Origin of the sequence: Bacillus sp. FSL R12-0074, assembly GCF_038005725.1 — a bacterium.
In the GTDB taxonomy this organism is placed as follows: domain Bacteria; phylum Bacillota; class Bacilli; order Bacillales; family Bacillaceae_G; genus Bacillus_A; species Bacillus_A mycoides.
The window spans coordinates 1,652,857-1,668,023 of record NZ_JBBOTR010000001.1 but is presented as its reverse complement, the minus strand read 5'-3'; the positions used below and the strand labels follow the sequence as shown (position 1 = coordinate 1,668,023).

The window sequence follows — 15,167 nt, the reverse complement described above, 5'->3', positions numbered from 1 at the left end:
CTATCCGTTTAGCCATTTTTTAATAACTTTTGCAGTACCTTCTACATGCTCTCTCGTAGCTTCCTGCACTTGGTCATCTAATGTAGGTTCTGTCGGTTCTACTGGTTCTGGTTCTTTTCTTGGCTCTGGTACTATTTTCTCTTCAGGAATTTCCATAATGCTTTCACTACTAGCAGCAACTTCCTCTTCTGCTAAGTATTCATCATATTCCTCTTCTTCTTTCTTTTTCTTACGTCTTGCTAAGAAGAACCATAATAATAGGCCACCAAGCGCTAACAATCCACCTGTAATTCCACCGAATAACCACCAATTAATACCACTTTCTTCTGGTTCTTTCTCTACTTTCGGTTGATCAAACTGAACAGTTACAACGTTAACTTGACCATTTATAAAGTTTCCGTTCGGATCAGCTTGAAGTCCAGCTGCTGTACCTATTGCTTCTTTAAACGTCGTCATATCAATTCTTCGTTTTACTAACGTATCAGTATCTACCCATACAACAACATTTGTTTTCGTTAATTCTGGATGTTTCTTAATCGTTTCAACTGTTTTATCTATTTCATAATTTTCAACTTTGTTACCATTTTTATTATCGTAGACGATTTTACCATTTTGATTATTGTTCGTACCGTAGTTTGGCACTTCACCATTCGCTGTAATACCAGCACTTGGCTTCGTATCCGCCCCTTCTTGCGCAGTAGAGCTTTCCTCTTGCTCTTGTTTACTGCGAAGTACACCTTTATCCCCATATTTTTCTGACTGACGTGTAACTTCATCATAATTTACAGAGACTTTCGTATTCACTTTATATTCATTTGGCTTAAACATCGTCATTAACGTCGCATCAATACCTTGCTTTAATTTGCCTTCAATTTGTTGTTGCATCTCAACTTCTTTTTCATAAGAAGAGGAACTAGTAGATTGCGCTGCATCTGCTCCTTTTGAGATAACACCTTTTTTACTATCAATAACACTTACTTCTTCTGCTTTCACACCCGGAACGGCTGCACTAATCATTTGCTGTATACCCGCAACTTGATCAGCTGTTAATAGTTGTCCACGTTTCACACCAATAGTAATTGCTGCTGTTCCCTTTGCCTTTTCTTCATCGAAAATGGTTTCTTTTTCAGGTAATGTAATTTGAACATTTGCCGTTTCAATTGTCGCAAAGTTTCGTACAATATCTTGCTCCAATTGCTTTTTCGTACCGACAATCTGCTTCATTTTCTTATCTTGCTCACTTGAACCGAGCGAGCTTTCTAATAAAATTTCCTCACCGCTTTTTGAATTAAACGGTAAGCCCATTCCATTCATTTCTTTTCGAACCCATGGAGCATCGTTCTTTTGCACTCGAATCGAACCATCGGCTGCTAATTGGTAATCAACACCTAGCTTCGATAATTCTGCTGTAATCTCTTGCTTATCTGTATCGTTTAAATTTTGATATACAACAACATATTTATCTGGCAAGGTGAAGTATAAAAGTGCTCCTGTTACAATCGCTAAGAGCGCAGCACCAATTACTAACTTATGCCACGTTTTCAACGATTGGAAAATATTTTTTATCTTTTCCATTTAAACACACCCGTCCATTTTCCTAAATTTGCATATTAATTAGTGACTTATAATTCTCAATAAGATTATCTCGTACAAGAGCAGCCGTTTTCATTTGTGATTCAGCTTTCTTCTGCTGAATTAAAACATCATGCGTTTCTCCTACCCCTTTCGTCAGTAAATCATATACTGCTGTTTGTGCATTATTTTGCGTTAGATTCATATATTCCAATAAATCAATAAACTTTTTGCCTTCAACTACAGATGTTTGTGAAGTTTTCGGTGCACCAATTGGCTGAATCGCTCCAAATGGCTGGGCATTTAACATTGGTTGGATTTTCATATTTTCCCTCTTATCCTCGGCCGATTTCTAAATCTTTATCGAGCATTTTTTTGTTCGCATTTAATACACTTGTATTTGCTTCATACATTTTTTGAGCAACCATTACATTCGTCATCTCAGCTGTCACACCAATGTTCGGATAACGTACATAGCCTTCTTCATTTGCATGTGGATGTGTTGGATCATATACTAGATTTTCATTTCGATCTGTTTCAATACTTTTTATTTTCACTCCGTTAGCAGGAGCTCCCTGTAGCATATTTGCAAAATTATTATTTGATTCTAGCACCACACTTCGGCGGTGATACGGCTCTGCGTCTGGCGCTCCCGTCGTATTCGTATTTACGATATTGTTAGAAGTAACTTCCATCCATTTTCTCGCTGTAGTTAGCGCTGAGCCACTTGCATTAATTGCTTGGAACATCGTTGTCTCCCCTTCTACTCTTAACGTCCACGTGCTGCTTGGTTAATTGCGTATTGCGTATTAATCGCATTAATTGAGATACCATATAATTGGTTTGTTTTCATTAAATCTAGCATTTCTGTCGTTACATCCACACTATTTCCATCTTTATTCGTTTGCATTGATTTCGTTTGAATCTTTGCATATGTATTTTTCGTATTCGCTGTCGGCAAGTGCATTTCATTCGTTTGATATAAGTCTGAATTACTCTTTAAATCCGCAGCATTTTTTTTGAATAGTGGATTATTCATATTCATTTGTTCAGCAAATGTTACATCTTGTGCTTTAAACCCCGGTGTATTCGCATTTGCAATATTACTAGAAACAGTATTTCGCTTCGTTACTAAATAATTCATATAATGACTAACATCACTAACTAAGTCCGGCATATTCCACACCCTTCTTTACTCCATCATGCTCGCTTATGGCATGATCATCCACTGATGGAAGTTTCACTTTATTATTTATTTCCTTATATGTATTTATTAAAATATTACCTCTTATGTACCCTTTCATATTTTATTCCATTTTCCCATTGTTGTCTTTAGAAAAATACAAAAATATATAAAAGAATAAAAAAAACTGTATTCACTTAGTAATCTATATAACATTTCAATATAAGAAAAATAAAAAAAGTTCATTTTTTTATTTTTTATATTATTTCTGTTTTTTCATTACAGTCATAAAGTGAAACCTCAATGAGCGGAACGCCTTTATTTAAACAACGGAATGGATCCCCCTTGTAATAAAGAGAACCCGTTTCCATACTTTACAATTAATATTTACCGTAAAACGAATTAGCTTTCATTCGTCCATCATTTGTCATAATCATTTCTTCCAAGATTTTTTGCTTATCTCGAATATGTTGAGCTGCCTTTATTATTAATGGACTCACTTCCGCTGCAACATCTGCTCTCGTCTTTTCATCCAAGGTCATCATCCAGCGATTTAACATAGCACTTTTCTCAGCAAATTCTTCATCTGACACTTGCAATTCACCGATTTCATTAAAGCAGCCGACAAACGCTCGATAAATATCATTGTTCATTTTCAAGTGCTCCACGGTAACCGTCTATTAAATCTTGTAACACTTGTACAATCGCATCAATGTCTTTTGCTTCACGCGTTACTTTCATCGTCTGAATTTGAATACTAATACAATCGTATAAACCGAATAGACTATCATATAAATCTTTAGTAATCTCAGGATTTAATTGAAGCTTTAACTCTTCAAAAATACGTTCTAATTTTTCAAGAAGTGCATCTCCTTCTTGTAGTTTAAAAGTATTTAAAAGCTCTTCTAAATTACGAAACTCAACGATACATCTTTCATAAATAAAAATTGTATTTTTAATTGGATTACTCGTCATAATATCATTTTGCATATAGCGTTGCCATGCTTGCATACGATCACGTCCTTAACTTTCATTAATCATCACTTTTTTGCTTTGTCATTGCTTTAATTGTTTTTAGTTGCTGATCTAACATCGATAACTGTTGTTCTAACTTTGAATATTTATCAATAATGGTCTCTTGTTTTTGTTTATTCAGCTTATCTATTGCATCAATTTTTTTATCTAGCTCTTTTATTTGCCCCTCTATACTTTTTGACCTCTGCCCTATTACACCTTCATCTCCTAAAATACCATCTAGTTTTTTTCTATCTCATGCCCTAGTCCATTAAAGCCAAAGAAGAACTGTTTTGCAGTTTCTGGATTCTCCTTAAAAGCCTTACTTAGCTTTTCTTCATCGAGAACCATTTTTCCAGTCTTATCGACTTCAATTCCAAATGAAAACATAAATTTATCATCTTGTTTGTGTCTAAATACATTAGCCATAGTATTACTAATAGAAAATGCAATATTATTACCTTGCATAGCTCCATTTTCGCCGGCAAATAAATCGAGCGTTGAAACAGCCTTATTATATTGATCTCTCATTTTTTTTATCATATTGATTGATTCTTTAATGTTTGAATCTTCAATCGTAACCTTAATTGGTTCAGTCGTTTCCTTTTCCAAATCAATAGTTAATCCTGGAATTGTATCAATTTTATTAGAGGGACTGCTATCAGTCATACCATTAATTGTAAATTCGGCATTTCGAGGCGCTGTTACTTGTTTGGCAATTACATTTTTTCCATCTATCATTTCCGAAGTTACCAATCCAATGTCTTTTAATATTCCACCTTCACCATCAACTAATTTAATTTCTCCATTTTTCCCAGCAGTAGTTGATGTGAAAAACAACTGTCCACCTAATGAATATACAGACACTCCATAATTTCCATTATTCATTTTATTAACAAAATCCTTATATGTCATCTCTTTAGTAAGCTTAACTTCTTTATCGTTAATACGAAATGTAGCATCTTTTCCAATTTCCGAATCCAAGTCGATTATATTTTTAGGATTTTCAGAATCAGATTTATCTATGAGTGTAGTTGTAATCTGATGTCTTTCCGCTACTTTTTTAACATTAATCGTATACGTTCCTGCAATTGCGGAAGCATCAGCTTGAACATTAATAAATCCCTCTTTAGACACCCCTGCTTTCTTCTCATTCCCTTTAAACGCATACATATCCTTGAATACTTGCATAAAACTACCGAATTCTTTTTTCATACTCGCATATACATTTCGTTCCGTAGCTAAGGTTTGTTTTTGATTATTGTAAGGTGTTTTTTTCATTTCTAAAGCCTGCAATTCTAAATTTACTAGATTAGAGTTATCAATAATATTGTTACCAAGATTCCATATTTGCTGTCTTCCACCTAAATTTGATACTGAAGTCCCCAAGCTTTTCACTCCTTTTCTACATATAATCTAAAATACTTGTCTTACTCATTGTACTAACCGCTTTTAATGTTGCCTCATACGTCGCATTTATATAAGCTAAATCTGAAATTGCTACCGCTAAATCTACATCTTCTATCTCTTTTCTATTTTCTTGAAGAGCTAGATTTTGTTCACTTAATATCGTCTTAAATGTGTCCACTGTATTTAATATTGAACCTACTTCAGTCGTACGATTCAATATATTATCTAAACTTTTTTTATTTTCTCCCATTACAGATTCCAGTGCATCTTGGTCTCCTTTTTGCATAGCATCTCTTATTTTTGTTAACGTTTTAATTACGGGTTCCAATAAATCTTTTCCATTACGAAACATTTTGAGTTCATATCCATCATTTAATTTCCAGGTAACGTCATTTTCCCCACCTTGATATGTACCTTCTTCTGCAAATGGTGGTTTTGAAGCACTATCTCCACCAAAAATATATCGCCCTTGTTCTTGTTTATTCGCTAAATACACCACTTGTCTTAAAAGCTGATCAATTTCTGCAGCGCTTGCTTTTAATTCATTAGGACTATTCGTCCCGTTTACCGCTTGCAAAGTTAATTGATCTACTCTCGTTAAAGATTTCACAATACCTTGTAATGTATTTTCCGTTTGACTTAACACATTTCTAGAATCCGCTATATCCTTTTGCATTTGTTCAATATTTGCTAAAGAATGCTGAATCGCAAATGATTTGCTTGCCGCAAGTGGATCTTCACTCATAAGAAGGTTTTTCTTCCCAGAAGTTACTTGATTTCGGTGGTATTGCTGTTGCACATTCAAATCCATCATCTGATTCTTTGCCCAGTTTGCATTTTGAAATGTAGATACTCTCATCCCTATCTTCTCCTTTATCTATATTTGACTGGGCTAGAGAAGCAACTGCAACTATGTACTGTTAGTTTCTTCCCTAGCCTTCAACCATTTCATATCTCTGATCTAACGCGGATTGGCCCACTAAAAGGCTCTATCCGCTTCCACACTATACCGGATCCTCTCTCTACACATAAAAAAGGGGCTTCGTTTCTATTTGACACGGCTGTTCTCTAACCTAACTTATCCCACAACCACTTCATATCTCTGGTCTCATATCGCTCGGTCCACTAAAAGGCTCTGTCCGCTTCCACACTATGCTAGACCCTCTCTTCCAGCATAAAAAAAGCTTTTTCTTTTTTATTACGTTTTATCTAATAATCGAAAACAAACTATCAAATACTTCATTCATCGTCGTAATAGCTTTAGAGTTTGCGACAAAATATTTCTGGAAGGCCATTAAATTAACCATTTCCTCTTCCATATTGACGCCTTCTATACTCATCTTTTCTTGCTGAATACCTTCTAATAAGTCTTTATGAATATTTTGATAAGCATTCACTGCACTTTTATCAGAAGCTACACCAACGATGAATTGGTCTAACGCTTGTTTATAAGAAAGACCTTCTTTATAATCTCCATCTGTAATTCCTGCCAGTTTATTTGCTGTTTCAGCAGAAATTTTCATTTTTGAAACATCTTTTGCGAATTCAGGATTTAACTGAATATCTTTCGCCTGATCTCCAACGAAGAAATCTTTTCCCATCACTGTATTCACTTGATTTTTCACAGAACTCATTAAGTCTTCAATATTTTTCTTATAACTAGCAATCTTCCCTTTCGTATCTATTGCTGATTGAATGGCTCCACCTGTTAAAGGAATATCCGATCCATAAATCGAAACAGTCATCGGTTCGTTCCCCTTATTTAATTGAAGTGGGTATGTGTCTTGTCCATTTACGGTTAAAACACCATTAATTCTAATACTCGAGATATTAGGATTCATAGATTCATAAGACACTTCTATATTGGCATATTTAGACATCTCTGTAATAATGCGATCACGTTCATCTAATAGTTGATTAGGTACTTGTGTTCCTGCCTGTCCAATTTTTTTATTCGCTTCTGCTAAACTAGCACCAAGACGATTAAATTCATTGACATGCGCTTCAATATCTTCTTTCGTCTGTACTTCCGCTGTATCTAGGTTTTTCGCAAGACGATTTATTTGACTTGTGAACTTTCCAGTTTCAGCAACTAATGTATCGTAGTAGTTTGATTGTTCTGGATTTTTCGCAACTTCACGAAAAGCATTAAAAAAACCATCCATTAAACTAGATAATGAATTCTTTCCTGTAGTTCCTACCATAGACTCTACTCGTGATAAAGTAGAATTCATATATGCGTAGTAAGAGAACTGTGACAACTGATCATTAAATTGCTTCGTTTTCACTTCATCAGTAATTCGGTCAACACCTAATGTTTGTACACCCAAACCAATTCTCTGTCCTGGCGTATGACCGTTACTTGCTCCTACAGAACCTAAATTCACGGCTTGACGCACATAGCCAGGTGTATGAATATTAGATAAGTTTTGTTTCGTCGTTTGTAATCCCATTTGGGCCGCTAGCATACCAGATAGCGGTGTATTATAATCGGATAACCTCATAATGCTTCACTTCTCCTTTACAATAGTTCATTCATAAAGATTTGCGAATTATTGTTTTTCTCCAAATTGTATTCAGAAACGGAATCCACAATACTCTCTGTAGTTTTTAATAGTACGTTTAAGTAATATTGATTTTTCAAAAGAATCATTTTTACATTTCCTTCTAATTCATTTAAACTTTTTTGTAATTCTTCCATTTTTTCAATTTCTTCCGGTGAAAAATACGAAAATAGCGAACGCATACGCAATTGTTCGACTTTCTTTTCTTCACAAAACTGAACAACCATCTCCTCAAAAGAGCGAGATAATCCTTTTACACCTTCTATGTACTGCAATTGTTCCACTTGCAGCTTTTGAACTGCATTTACATTTTTATGTTTTAAATTCTCATATATTTGTTCTCCAAGCGTTTGAATATTTTCATATGCTTTTTGAATGATAACAAGCTTTTCATATAATTGTATGTACATATAGCTTCCTTCCCTTTTACAAGACTAAATTTACAATTAAACCATGAATTTCTCCAATTTGATTTAACATTTCTAAATGCCCTGTTTTCGTATTAATTAAATTCATAACATCTTCCATTTCATTTAATCCCACTTCAGCTTGTTTTACAATTGTCATTTTCTGCGAATATCCATAACGTGGATGACGAGACATAACATCTTTATATTGCAGTAAGTTATCAACGTAAAAATTCAAAAATGATTTCACAGTATTTTTGTATTCCATAACATTATCGAGCGTTAACTCTAATTCAATTTTCTCTTTAATTTCCCCAATATTATCAACTAGCGCTTCCATTTGTTCTAACAATTTATCTTTTTTCGGATCTGCATGCAAATTATCCGAAAATGCAAGTCCTGTCCTGACATTTGCTTCTTTCGGCATTTGAGTAGCAGGCGTTATATGCGATAAAATTGGATTATGCGAGATAGAACGTAGCATATATATCACCTATTTATTTTTTTATTTCTTTCAAAACTTAATCGTAAAATCCAGTTATTTATAATTATACTCTGAACACTCATATTTTGCAGTTATTTTTTATAGAAGATATGTTACAATTTAGCATGAGGTGGCACGAATCTATGAATATTTTTCTTTGTGGTTCAAATCAATTAACAGCATTAGATCAAGAAGAAATAAAAAAAATTTTAATTGACTATGCTCACAAACATAAAATTTACATATTATGTTATAAATCTATTGAAAATGAAGTTCTTCGTTTTTTCATTGAAAATGAAAGACTCGCTCAAAATTTATGCTTTTATACGCTACAACCGTTACATGTATTAACAGACGAATTTCAAGAAGTCGTTGATTATTTAAAAAAACACGGAGCTGAATATATTGCTTTTGATCATCCTTCCGACTCCATTTATCGATCAGATTATATGTTTTTTGTAAAACAAATTGTCGAAGATACTGATTTAGTTCTCTGTTTTTATAATAGGGATAAACATACGTCTGTCATTCCTGTTGACATTGCAAAAGATGCAGGAATTGACGCCGTTATTTATGATTTACCAGGCTTACATGAAAAGCAGATGAAAAAAAGCTTTGAACAAAAAATTCGTATGATGTAAAGGGGGAGGCACAATATCGTTATTGTGCCTATTGTAAATATGAAAACTGAACAAGATTATAATCATTTTATTACGAGTTTTAAACAGCTATTTAATATGGATATCGCTTCCTATAAGCAAGATAGAATGCACAGAAGAATCGATGCGTTCATTTCAAGAAAAGGTTTTGACAATTATACAAGCTTTTTAAACAATTTACGCACTGATCAAACATTATTTTTAAGTTTTATTGACTACATTACGATTAACGTTTCAGAGTTTTTCAGAAATAAAGAACGCTGGCAAACATTAGAGACAAAAGCTCTACCAAAGCTACTTGAACAAAATAGAAGATTTTCCATATCTAATCCTTTTGTAAAATGAATATTTAACACAACATGTGGAACTTCAACATCGCTTGTATCATATAAATCTACCAATTCTATACGAGGAGCAGTAATGTTTACTTGCCTATTTAAGATTGTTGATAATACAGTCGAAGCTGAACCAAATGATATATTTGCAATCTCGCCAAGAATATCGCATTCTTGAGGCGTTAAATGCTCATTTTCTTTTTCGAGCACAATCGTGCTCGTATTCCCTTTTGTGTGTTGCTCAGGCATTTTCCCTGCCTCCCCATTTCTGTTTTTCTTTCAACGATATAAAGTGAAACTTTAATCAGTGGGGTTTTGTTCCTCCCCCACTGATTATCAGCCCTCACCAATCAGGCGTTTACGGGCAGCAGAGCTCCCACCTAACTTCTTTGTTCCAACCGAATTTTGAGGTGGGGGTTTTACTGCCCACAAATAGTGGGATAAACTGTCTATTACACTCGTTATATTTATCAAACGTATTATTCCCACAATATTTGCAAACGACAGTTGTCACACACTTAATGAATAGTTCTAACCAAAAAGCTCCCCAATTGTATACAAGTGGGGAGCTTCCTTCATTCCTATTATAAACCTTCTGGGTTTAAAATGAGGACCACTCGTCCATCACCGAGAATTGTCGCACCAGAGAAACAGTTAGAGCTCTCTGCAAAGAAGTCGCCTAATGACTTTAAGACTATTTCTCTTTGACCGATAATTGTGTTGACAATAAGTCCATAGCTACGACGTGAATTACGAACAATTAATACAGGAACCATTTGACTATCATATGATGCAAACGCATCCTCTACTGTTTTTTCACCAAATACATTGTTTAAATGTTTTACTTCAATAATTTGATTGCGATAATTTAAAACGTCTTTTCCTTGTAATGATTGAATGTCTTCCTTTTGAATTCGAATCGCTTCGACTATATTACCGAGAGGCAACGCATAACGCGTATCATTTGTTTGAACAAGCATTGATTGAATAATAGACAATGTTAACGGAAGTTCAATTCTGAATGTACTTCCCTTTCCTTCTTCAGAATCAATAATTAAATGCCCACCTAAACTATGAATCGTATGTTTAACAACATCTAATCCAACACCACGTCCAGAAAGATCAGACACAACTTCAGCTGTACTAAATCCTGGTTGGAAAATAAGATCATACACTTCACGATCCGTTAATTTATTTGCCTCTGCTTCTGTTATAACACCATTTTTAATCGCTTTTTCTAATACTTTCTCTTTATAAATACCGTTTCCATCATCAGTAATTTGAATTACGACATGATTTCCACTATGGAACGCTTCTAATTTAATAGTACCTGTTTCATTTTTGCCGGCATCACGGCGTTTTTCAACAGTCTCGATCCCATGATCAATTGCATTGCGAATTAAATGAACGAGTGAATCACCAATTTCATCAATAACTATTTTATCAACTTCAGTATCTTCACCTGTAATTTGTAAATCGATTTTTTCCCTTAAATCTTTCGCTAACATGCGCACCATACGCGGGAAACGATTGAAAACTGTTTCAATTGGTACCATACGCATATTTAATAGTACATTTTGAATATCTTTTGAAATATCCCCTAATCGATTTAAATGCTCGATTAACTCCTTATTTTGAATCGTTTCTGCTAATTCATCAATTCGCCCACGCTCAATTACACTTTCTTCAAACATATTCATTAATGTTTCGATTTTTTCTAACTGAACACGAATAGAACGATTCTCCACTTTAGCATTTTTCGTTTTTGTAGTACTCTTAGTTGACGTATTGCTCACCGGTTGAATTGGCAGTTCTAAAGGTGACTTCAGCTGTCTGGTTTCAACCTGTGGAATCGTTTCTTCCACCTGTACGACTTCTTGTACTTTATGACTACCTTGCTTCACTTCTACTTTCTCAATTTCAGAAACATGAAGCACTACTCGTTTCAATTCTTCAACACTATGATCAGTATTCATATATACTGTAAACTCAAATCCAAAAGCATCCGCTTCAATTTCTTCAATGCTTGGAACCGTTTTTTGTATATTACCTAAATTTTGTAACGCTTCAATACACATAATGGCACGTACCGCTTTTAAAATAGCTTGTTGTTCAACAGTTATATATACTTCATGAGAAACTGTATCATCATTATTTATACTACTTTGCTCTACATTTTCCATAGAAGCTTCTACATTGCCATTCAATAATGCTTCTAATTTAAGTTTCGTTGATACAACATCTATATTACCCATTCCGCCTTGCTGCACATCTGTAACCATATTTTCTAAATTATCAATACATTCAAAAATAACATCAATAATATTAGCATTCACCATCATATTTCCGTGACGGATTTCGTCTAAAACACTTTCCATTTTATGCGTTAAATCCGCCATTTCTGTAAATTCCATACTCGCAGACATACCTTTAAATGTATGAGCTGAGCGGAATATTTCTCCTACAACACCCATATCGGCAGGATTGCGTTCTAAATTTAGCACATTTTCATTTAGCGACTGTAAATGTTCTTCTGCTTCTTCAAAAAATATATTTAATAGATCTGTTTGCATTTTAATCCCCTACCTGTCTAACAAACATTTCATTTATGTATAACAATTTAGTGTTTTAAAACAAGAAAAAAGGGGGGCCACATATCTATCTACTATCATTGTTTTGATTCCTTGTGGCACCCCTTATATTAGCTGTTTGCTACTTTTGTTAAAGCTTCAATAACACGATCCGCTTGGAATGGCTTTACAATAAAGTCTTTTGCCCCGCCCTTAATCGCATCTAACACCATACCTTGTTGTCCCATTGCGGAACAAATGACAACCTTTGCACTCGAATCAATTTTCATAATTTCTTTTAATGCTTCAAGTCCGTCCATTTCAGGCATCGTAATATCTAGTGTTACAATATCAGGTTGAAGCTCTTTATACTTTTGAATCGCTTCTACGCCATTCTCTGCTTCACCGATAACTTCAAATTCAGAATTACTTTTTAACAAGTTTTTAATCATTGTTCGCATGAACATCGCATCATCTACAACTAAAATTTTATGTGCCATTCTTTTCGGTTCTCTCCTTACTATGTATAAAAATATCTTAATATTTCACCTTATCATTCTCACTCATTATACAAAATAAAATGATAAAATTTAATATTTTTTTAAAAGAATTTCTGTATTTCTATTATTTTATTACTAAAATAGAAATATATTATTCCTTAATATATATTACAACGCGGCGGTTCTTCTCCCAATTTTGTGGTGAATCATTTGGCGCTACTGGTTTTGTGTCTGCATATCCTACCGCTGCTAATCTTTTATCATCCACATTATACACTTCAATTAAATGATGAATCATATTAGCTGCACGCGCTGAAGATAATTCCCAGTTGGAAGGGAATTTTTCATTATGAATCGGTCTGCTATCCGTATGTCCTTCTACAACAATTGGATTTGGTACCGATTGGAAGAACCCTACTAATTGACTAATTACTTCTTTCGCTTCCACCTTAACATTCGCATCACCCGTATCGAATATTAAATTGTCTACTATAACGATGCTAACACCTGTATCTTCTCGATATACATTCACTTGACTAACACCATTATTATCCACATATGCTTTTAACTTTTTATACAATTCATCCATGCGCTTTTTTGAAACTGCTTTTTCATCATTTTTTTCATGTGAAATATCTGGTATTGTATTTTCCATTGCTTTTGCATTTACTTGCTCCGCGTCACTAAACTTTTCAAGCATCTTTGATAATTTTACTGTATCTTGCTTTGAAGTCGCAACTAGTAATACAAAGAAAGTTAGCAATAACATCATTAAATCAGTAAAAGTCGTCATCCAACGAGGCGATCCTTTTTCCGGTCGCTTACTCATCATACCACTCCTCAAACTACTAGGCTGCTCGTTTTTCTTTTTTTATCTTCGTTTCATATACGTATGTATCAAGTTTTAACTTTAATTTGGAAGGAATTTGTCCTCGGTACAGCTCTGAAATTGCTTCTATTACAAACTTCTTCTCTGTATACAAATCTTCAATACCACGATACACTTTTTCAGATAGCGGTATTGCAATCATATTTGCAATAATAGATCCATATAATGTTGTCAACATTGCAACGGCCATCCCTGTACCAATTTGTGAAGTATCTTGTAAGTTTTGCAACATAATAATAAGACCGATTAACGTTCCTATCATGCCCCATGCTGGAGCGAAATCACCAATCTTATCTAATAATGTCGCTCCTTTTCTTAACTCATACACTTCAGTTTCAACATCTTTCATTAACACTTCTTTTAATTCCGCTTCATCATAGCCGCTTAACATTAAACGAATTCCCTTTTGAATAAAAGGATTGTCTACTTGCTCTCCATCAACTTCTAATGAAAGCAATCCATATTTTTTCGATTTTTTCGAAAAATCAACGAACAAATCCGTTAACTGTTCTAAATCTTCTTCTCTTCTATGTAAAACAGTAAAAATACTTTTCATATATTTTTTTATTTCTCCAAATCTATATGCCACAACGATTGTCGCTGTTGTTCCCCCTACGACAATTAAAATAGATGAAACATCTAAGAAATTTTTAAACCCTTTTATTCCACCACCGCCAAACATGATTGCCGCTATTACAATCGCAAAACCTACTATAATGCCAATTGGGCTAGAAATTTCAAACTTCCTTTTTTTTCTTTGTGGTCTAGCTAATACTTGATTTTTATCTCCCATATTCCTTCCCTTCCTTGTCATTTTTATAAAACATTTTTTTATTTTAATAATGCGTTTTTACATATAACATTCATTATACGCTTATCATCTATTTATCGCAATATACTCATAAAATTGACACATTTCATTTCCACATTAGAATTATAGTATGGAAATATGAGGAGGATCTCGATGGAACATAACATTTTGCAAGTCATTGCATTAGCAGAAAAACTAAAATATGAAATGCGACATAGTTGGCTTTCTAACGGACGTCAAGAAAGTGTTGCTGAACATACGTGGCGTATGTCCCTAATGGCTATCTTAGTTGAGCCTTATTTGGATCAAAAAGTAAATATAGAAAAATTACTTAAAATGGTTATTATTCACGACCTTGTTGAAGCAGAAGCTGGTGACATCCCCGCCTTCGACACGATGAATAGCCGTGAATTACAATTGCAAAAACAGAAAAATGAGCTAGAGGCCATTTTAAATATTAAACGTACATTAAAAGGTCCTCTTGGTGAAGAATCATACGATTTATGGATGGAGTTCGAAGCGAAAGAAACGTATGAAGCAAAAGTTGCTAACGCACTTGATAAACTTGAAGTGAAAATTCAGCATAACGAAGCTGATATTGATACTTGGCTACCAATTGAGCATAAAATGACTTTCCAAGTTGGTAAACATACAGATTTTGACTCTTTCTTATCTAAATTACAAAAAATCATTGAACAAGACGGAGAAAAAAAATTACTCGCTGCCGGCATTGACGTTGAAGCATGCAAACAGTAACCATTTAATTATG

At 34.1% G+C, this 15,167-nt stretch carries 16 protein-coding genes and 3 pseudogenes; 3 read left to right on the top strand and 16 right to left on the bottom strand.

Translation table 11 applies throughout. From position 1 onward, the window contains the following. The 11 genes and pseudogenes from fliF to NSS97_RS08645 form a co-directional block, all read right to left on the bottom strand. Complete coding sequence (gene fliF, locus NSS97_RS08695; RefSeq protein WP_341112205.1) at positions 1 to 1,575, bottom strand: flagellar basal-body MS-ring/collar protein FliF; 1,575 nt, start codon at positions 1,573 to 1,575, stop codon at positions 1 to 3. 22 nt (positions 1,576 to 1,597) lie between these two features. Further along, positions 1,598 to 1,897, bottom strand: coding sequence for a flagellar hook-basal body complex protein FliE (gene fliE, locus NSS97_RS08690; RefSeq protein WP_341112202.1), 300 nt, complete (start codon positions 1,895 to 1,897; stop codon positions 1,598 to 1,600). Between the two features lie 10 nt (positions 1,898 to 1,907). Further along, positions 1,908 to 2,321 (bottom strand): flagellar basal body rod protein FlgC, encoded by a 414-nt coding sequence (gene flgC, locus NSS97_RS08685; RefSeq protein ID WP_107887776.1) that lies wholly within the window; start codon positions 2,319 to 2,321, stop codon positions 1,908 to 1,910. Positions 2,322 to 2,341: 20 nt separating this feature from the next. Continuing rightward, complete coding sequence (gene flgB / locus NSS97_RS08680; RefSeq protein WP_002117928.1) at positions 2,342 to 2,749, bottom strand: flagellar basal body rod protein FlgB; 408 nt, start codon at positions 2,747 to 2,749, stop codon at positions 2,342 to 2,344. Between the two features lie 386 nt (positions 2,750 to 3,135). Further along, positions 3,136 to 3,408: a hypothetical protein gene (locus NSS97_RS08675; protein WP_002201054.1), complete on the bottom strand. Its 273-nt coding sequence runs from the start codon at positions 3,406 to 3,408 to the stop codon at positions 3,136 to 3,138. Further along, positions 3,398 to 3,766, bottom strand: a complete 369-nt coding sequence (locus tag NSS97_RS08670) for a flagellar protein FliS (protein WP_107887777.1) — start codon at positions 3,764 to 3,766, stop codon at positions 3,398 to 3,400. The genes NSS97_RS08675 and NSS97_RS08670 overlap by 11 nt, the downstream gene beginning before the upstream one ends. 22 nt (positions 3,767 to 3,788) lie before the next feature. Then, positions 3,789 to 5,158, bottom strand: a pseudogene (locus NSS97_RS08665) (flagellar hook-associated protein 2). 16 nt (positions 5,159 to 5,174) lie between these two features. After that, positions 5,175 to 6,038: a flagellar hook-associated protein 3 gene (locus NSS97_RS08660; protein WP_107887778.1), complete on the bottom strand. Its 864-nt coding sequence runs from the start codon at positions 6,036 to 6,038 to the stop codon at positions 5,175 to 5,177. A gap of 346 nt (positions 6,039 to 6,384) precedes the next feature. Then, a complete protein-coding gene (gene flgK, locus NSS97_RS08655) occupies positions 6,385 to 7,683 on the bottom strand; it encodes a flagellar hook-associated protein FlgK (RefSeq protein ID WP_107887779.1) in 1,299 nt (432 codons plus the stop codon). A 17-nt stretch (positions 7,684 to 7,700) separates the two neighbouring features. Further along, positions 7,701 to 8,153, bottom strand: a complete 453-nt coding sequence (locus NSS97_RS08650; protein ID WP_002193155.1) for a hypothetical protein — start codon at positions 8,151 to 8,153, stop codon at positions 7,701 to 7,703. A gap of 16 nt (positions 8,154 to 8,169) precedes the next feature. Beyond that, positions 8,170 to 8,634 carry a DUF327 family protein gene (locus tag NSS97_RS08645; RefSeq protein WP_107887780.1) on the bottom strand — a complete coding sequence of 155 codons (465 nt, stop codon included), beginning with the start codon at positions 8,632 to 8,634 and terminating at the stop codon, positions 8,170 to 8,172. Positions 8,635 to 8,777: 143 nt separating this feature from the next. Between NSS97_RS08645 and NSS97_RS08640 the strand changes: the two genes are divergently transcribed. Together NSS97_RS08640 and NSS97_RS08635 are read left to right on the top strand one after the other, a co-directional pair. Next, positions 8,778 to 9,275: a flagellar motor switch protein FliG gene (locus NSS97_RS08640; RefSeq protein ID WP_107887781.1), complete on the top strand. Its 498-nt coding sequence runs from the start codon at positions 8,778 to 8,780 to the stop codon at positions 9,273 to 9,275. 39 nt (positions 9,276 to 9,314) lie between these two features. Beyond that, positions 9,315 to 9,602, top strand: a pseudogene (locus tag NSS97_RS08635) (chemotaxis protein CheR); the annotation flags it as partial. Here NSS97_RS08635 and NSS97_RS08630 read toward each other — a convergent pair. From NSS97_RS08630 to NSS97_RS08610, 5 genes and pseudogenes are all read right to left on the bottom strand, one after another. Continuing rightward, positions 9,602 to 9,877, bottom strand: a pseudogene (locus tag NSS97_RS08630) (chemotaxis protein CheC); the annotation flags it as partial. The pseudogenes NSS97_RS08635 and NSS97_RS08630 overlap by 1 nt on opposite strands. Before the next feature lie 335 nt (positions 9,878 to 10,212). Then, the gene (locus NSS97_RS08625) at positions 10,213 to 12,201 is read right to left on the bottom strand and encodes a chemotaxis protein CheA (RefSeq protein WP_341112187.1); all 1,989 of its coding nucleotides are present in this window, start codon (positions 12,199 to 12,201) and stop codon (positions 10,213 to 10,215) included. Between the two features lie 128 nt (positions 12,202 to 12,329). After that, the gene (locus tag NSS97_RS08620) at positions 12,330 to 12,698 is read right to left on the bottom strand and encodes a response regulator (RefSeq protein ID WP_000940577.1); all 369 of its coding nucleotides are present in this window, start codon (positions 12,696 to 12,698) and stop codon (positions 12,330 to 12,332) included. A gap of 151 nt (positions 12,699 to 12,849) precedes the next feature. Beyond that, positions 12,850 to 13,527 (bottom strand): OmpA family protein, encoded by a 678-nt coding sequence (locus NSS97_RS08615; protein ID WP_044441413.1) that lies wholly within the window; start codon positions 13,525 to 13,527, stop codon positions 12,850 to 12,852. Positions 13,528 to 13,546: 19 nt separating this feature from the next. Beyond that, the gene (locus tag NSS97_RS08610) at positions 13,547 to 14,380 is read right to left on the bottom strand and encodes a flagellar motor protein MotP (RefSeq protein WP_341112184.1); all 834 of its coding nucleotides are present in this window, start codon (positions 14,378 to 14,380) and stop codon (positions 13,547 to 13,549) included. Between the two features lie 171 nt (positions 14,381 to 14,551). Between NSS97_RS08610 and NSS97_RS08605 the strand changes: the two genes are divergently transcribed. Continuing rightward, positions 14,552 to 15,154 (top strand): HD domain-containing protein, encoded by a 603-nt coding sequence (locus NSS97_RS08605; protein WP_341112182.1) that lies wholly within the window; start codon positions 14,552 to 14,554, stop codon positions 15,152 to 15,154. Positions 15,155 to 15,167: the final 13 nt, after the last annotated feature.

What these genes read in the sequence shown, in the direction of transcription:
- flgB (WP_002117928.1), bottom strand. Translation starts at nt 2,749, where the DNA reads ATGCCGGACTTAGTTAGTGATGTTAGTCATTATATGAATTATTTAGTA.
- flgK (WP_107887779.1), bottom strand. Translation starts at nt 7,683, where the DNA reads ATGAGGTTATCCGATTATAATACACCGCTATCTGGTATGCTAGCGGCC.
- NSS97_RS08605 (WP_341112182.1), top strand. Translation starts at nt 14,552, where the DNA reads ATGGAACATAACATTTTGCAAGTCATTGCATTAGCAGAAAAACTAAAA.
- NSS97_RS08675 (WP_002201054.1), bottom strand. Translation starts at nt 3,408, where the DNA reads ATGAACAATGATATTTATCGAGCGTTTGTCGGCTGCTTTAATGAAATC.
- NSS97_RS08625 (WP_341112187.1), bottom strand. Translation starts at nt 12,201, where the DNA reads ATGCAAACAGATCTATTAAATATATTTTTTGAAGAAGCAGAAGAACAT.
- NSS97_RS08640 (WP_107887781.1), top strand. Translation starts at nt 8,778, where the DNA reads ATGAATATTTTTCTTTGTGGTTCAAATCAATTAACAGCATTAGATCAA.
- NSS97_RS08620 (WP_000940577.1), bottom strand. Translation starts at nt 12,698, where the DNA reads ATGGCACATAAAATTTTAGTTGTAGATGATGCGATGTTCATGCGAACA.
- NSS97_RS08650 (WP_002193155.1), bottom strand. Translation starts at nt 8,153, where the DNA reads ATGTACATACAATTATATGAAAAGCTTGTTATCATTCAAAAAGCATAT.
- flgC (WP_107887776.1), bottom strand. Translation starts at nt 2,321, where the DNA reads ATGTTCCAAGCAATTAATGCAAGTGGCTCAGCGCTAACTACAGCGAGA.
- NSS97_RS08610 (WP_341112184.1), bottom strand. Translation starts at nt 14,380, where the DNA reads ATGGGAGATAAAAATCAAGTATTAGCTAGACCACAAAGAAAAAAAAGG.
- NSS97_RS08645 (WP_107887780.1), bottom strand. Translation starts at nt 8,634, where the DNA reads ATGCTACGTTCTATCTCGCATAATCCAATTTTATCGCATATAACGCCT.
- fliF (WP_341112205.1), bottom strand. Translation starts at nt 1,575, where the DNA reads ATGGAAAAGATAAAAAATATTTTCCAATCGTTGAAAACGTGGCATAAG.
- NSS97_RS08670 (WP_107887777.1), bottom strand. Translation starts at nt 3,766, where the DNA reads ATGCAAGCATGGCAACGCTATATGCAAAATGATATTATGACGAGTAAT.
- NSS97_RS08660 (WP_107887778.1), bottom strand. Translation starts at nt 6,038, where the DNA reads ATGAGAGTATCTACATTTCAAAATGCAAACTGGGCAAAGAATCAGATG.
- NSS97_RS08615 (WP_044441413.1), bottom strand. Translation starts at nt 13,527, where the DNA reads ATGAGTAAGCGACCGGAAAAAGGATCGCCTCGTTGGATGACGACTTTT.
- fliE (WP_341112202.1), bottom strand. Translation starts at nt 1,897, where the DNA reads ATGAAAATCCAACCAATGTTAAATGCCCAGCCATTTGGAGCGATTCAG.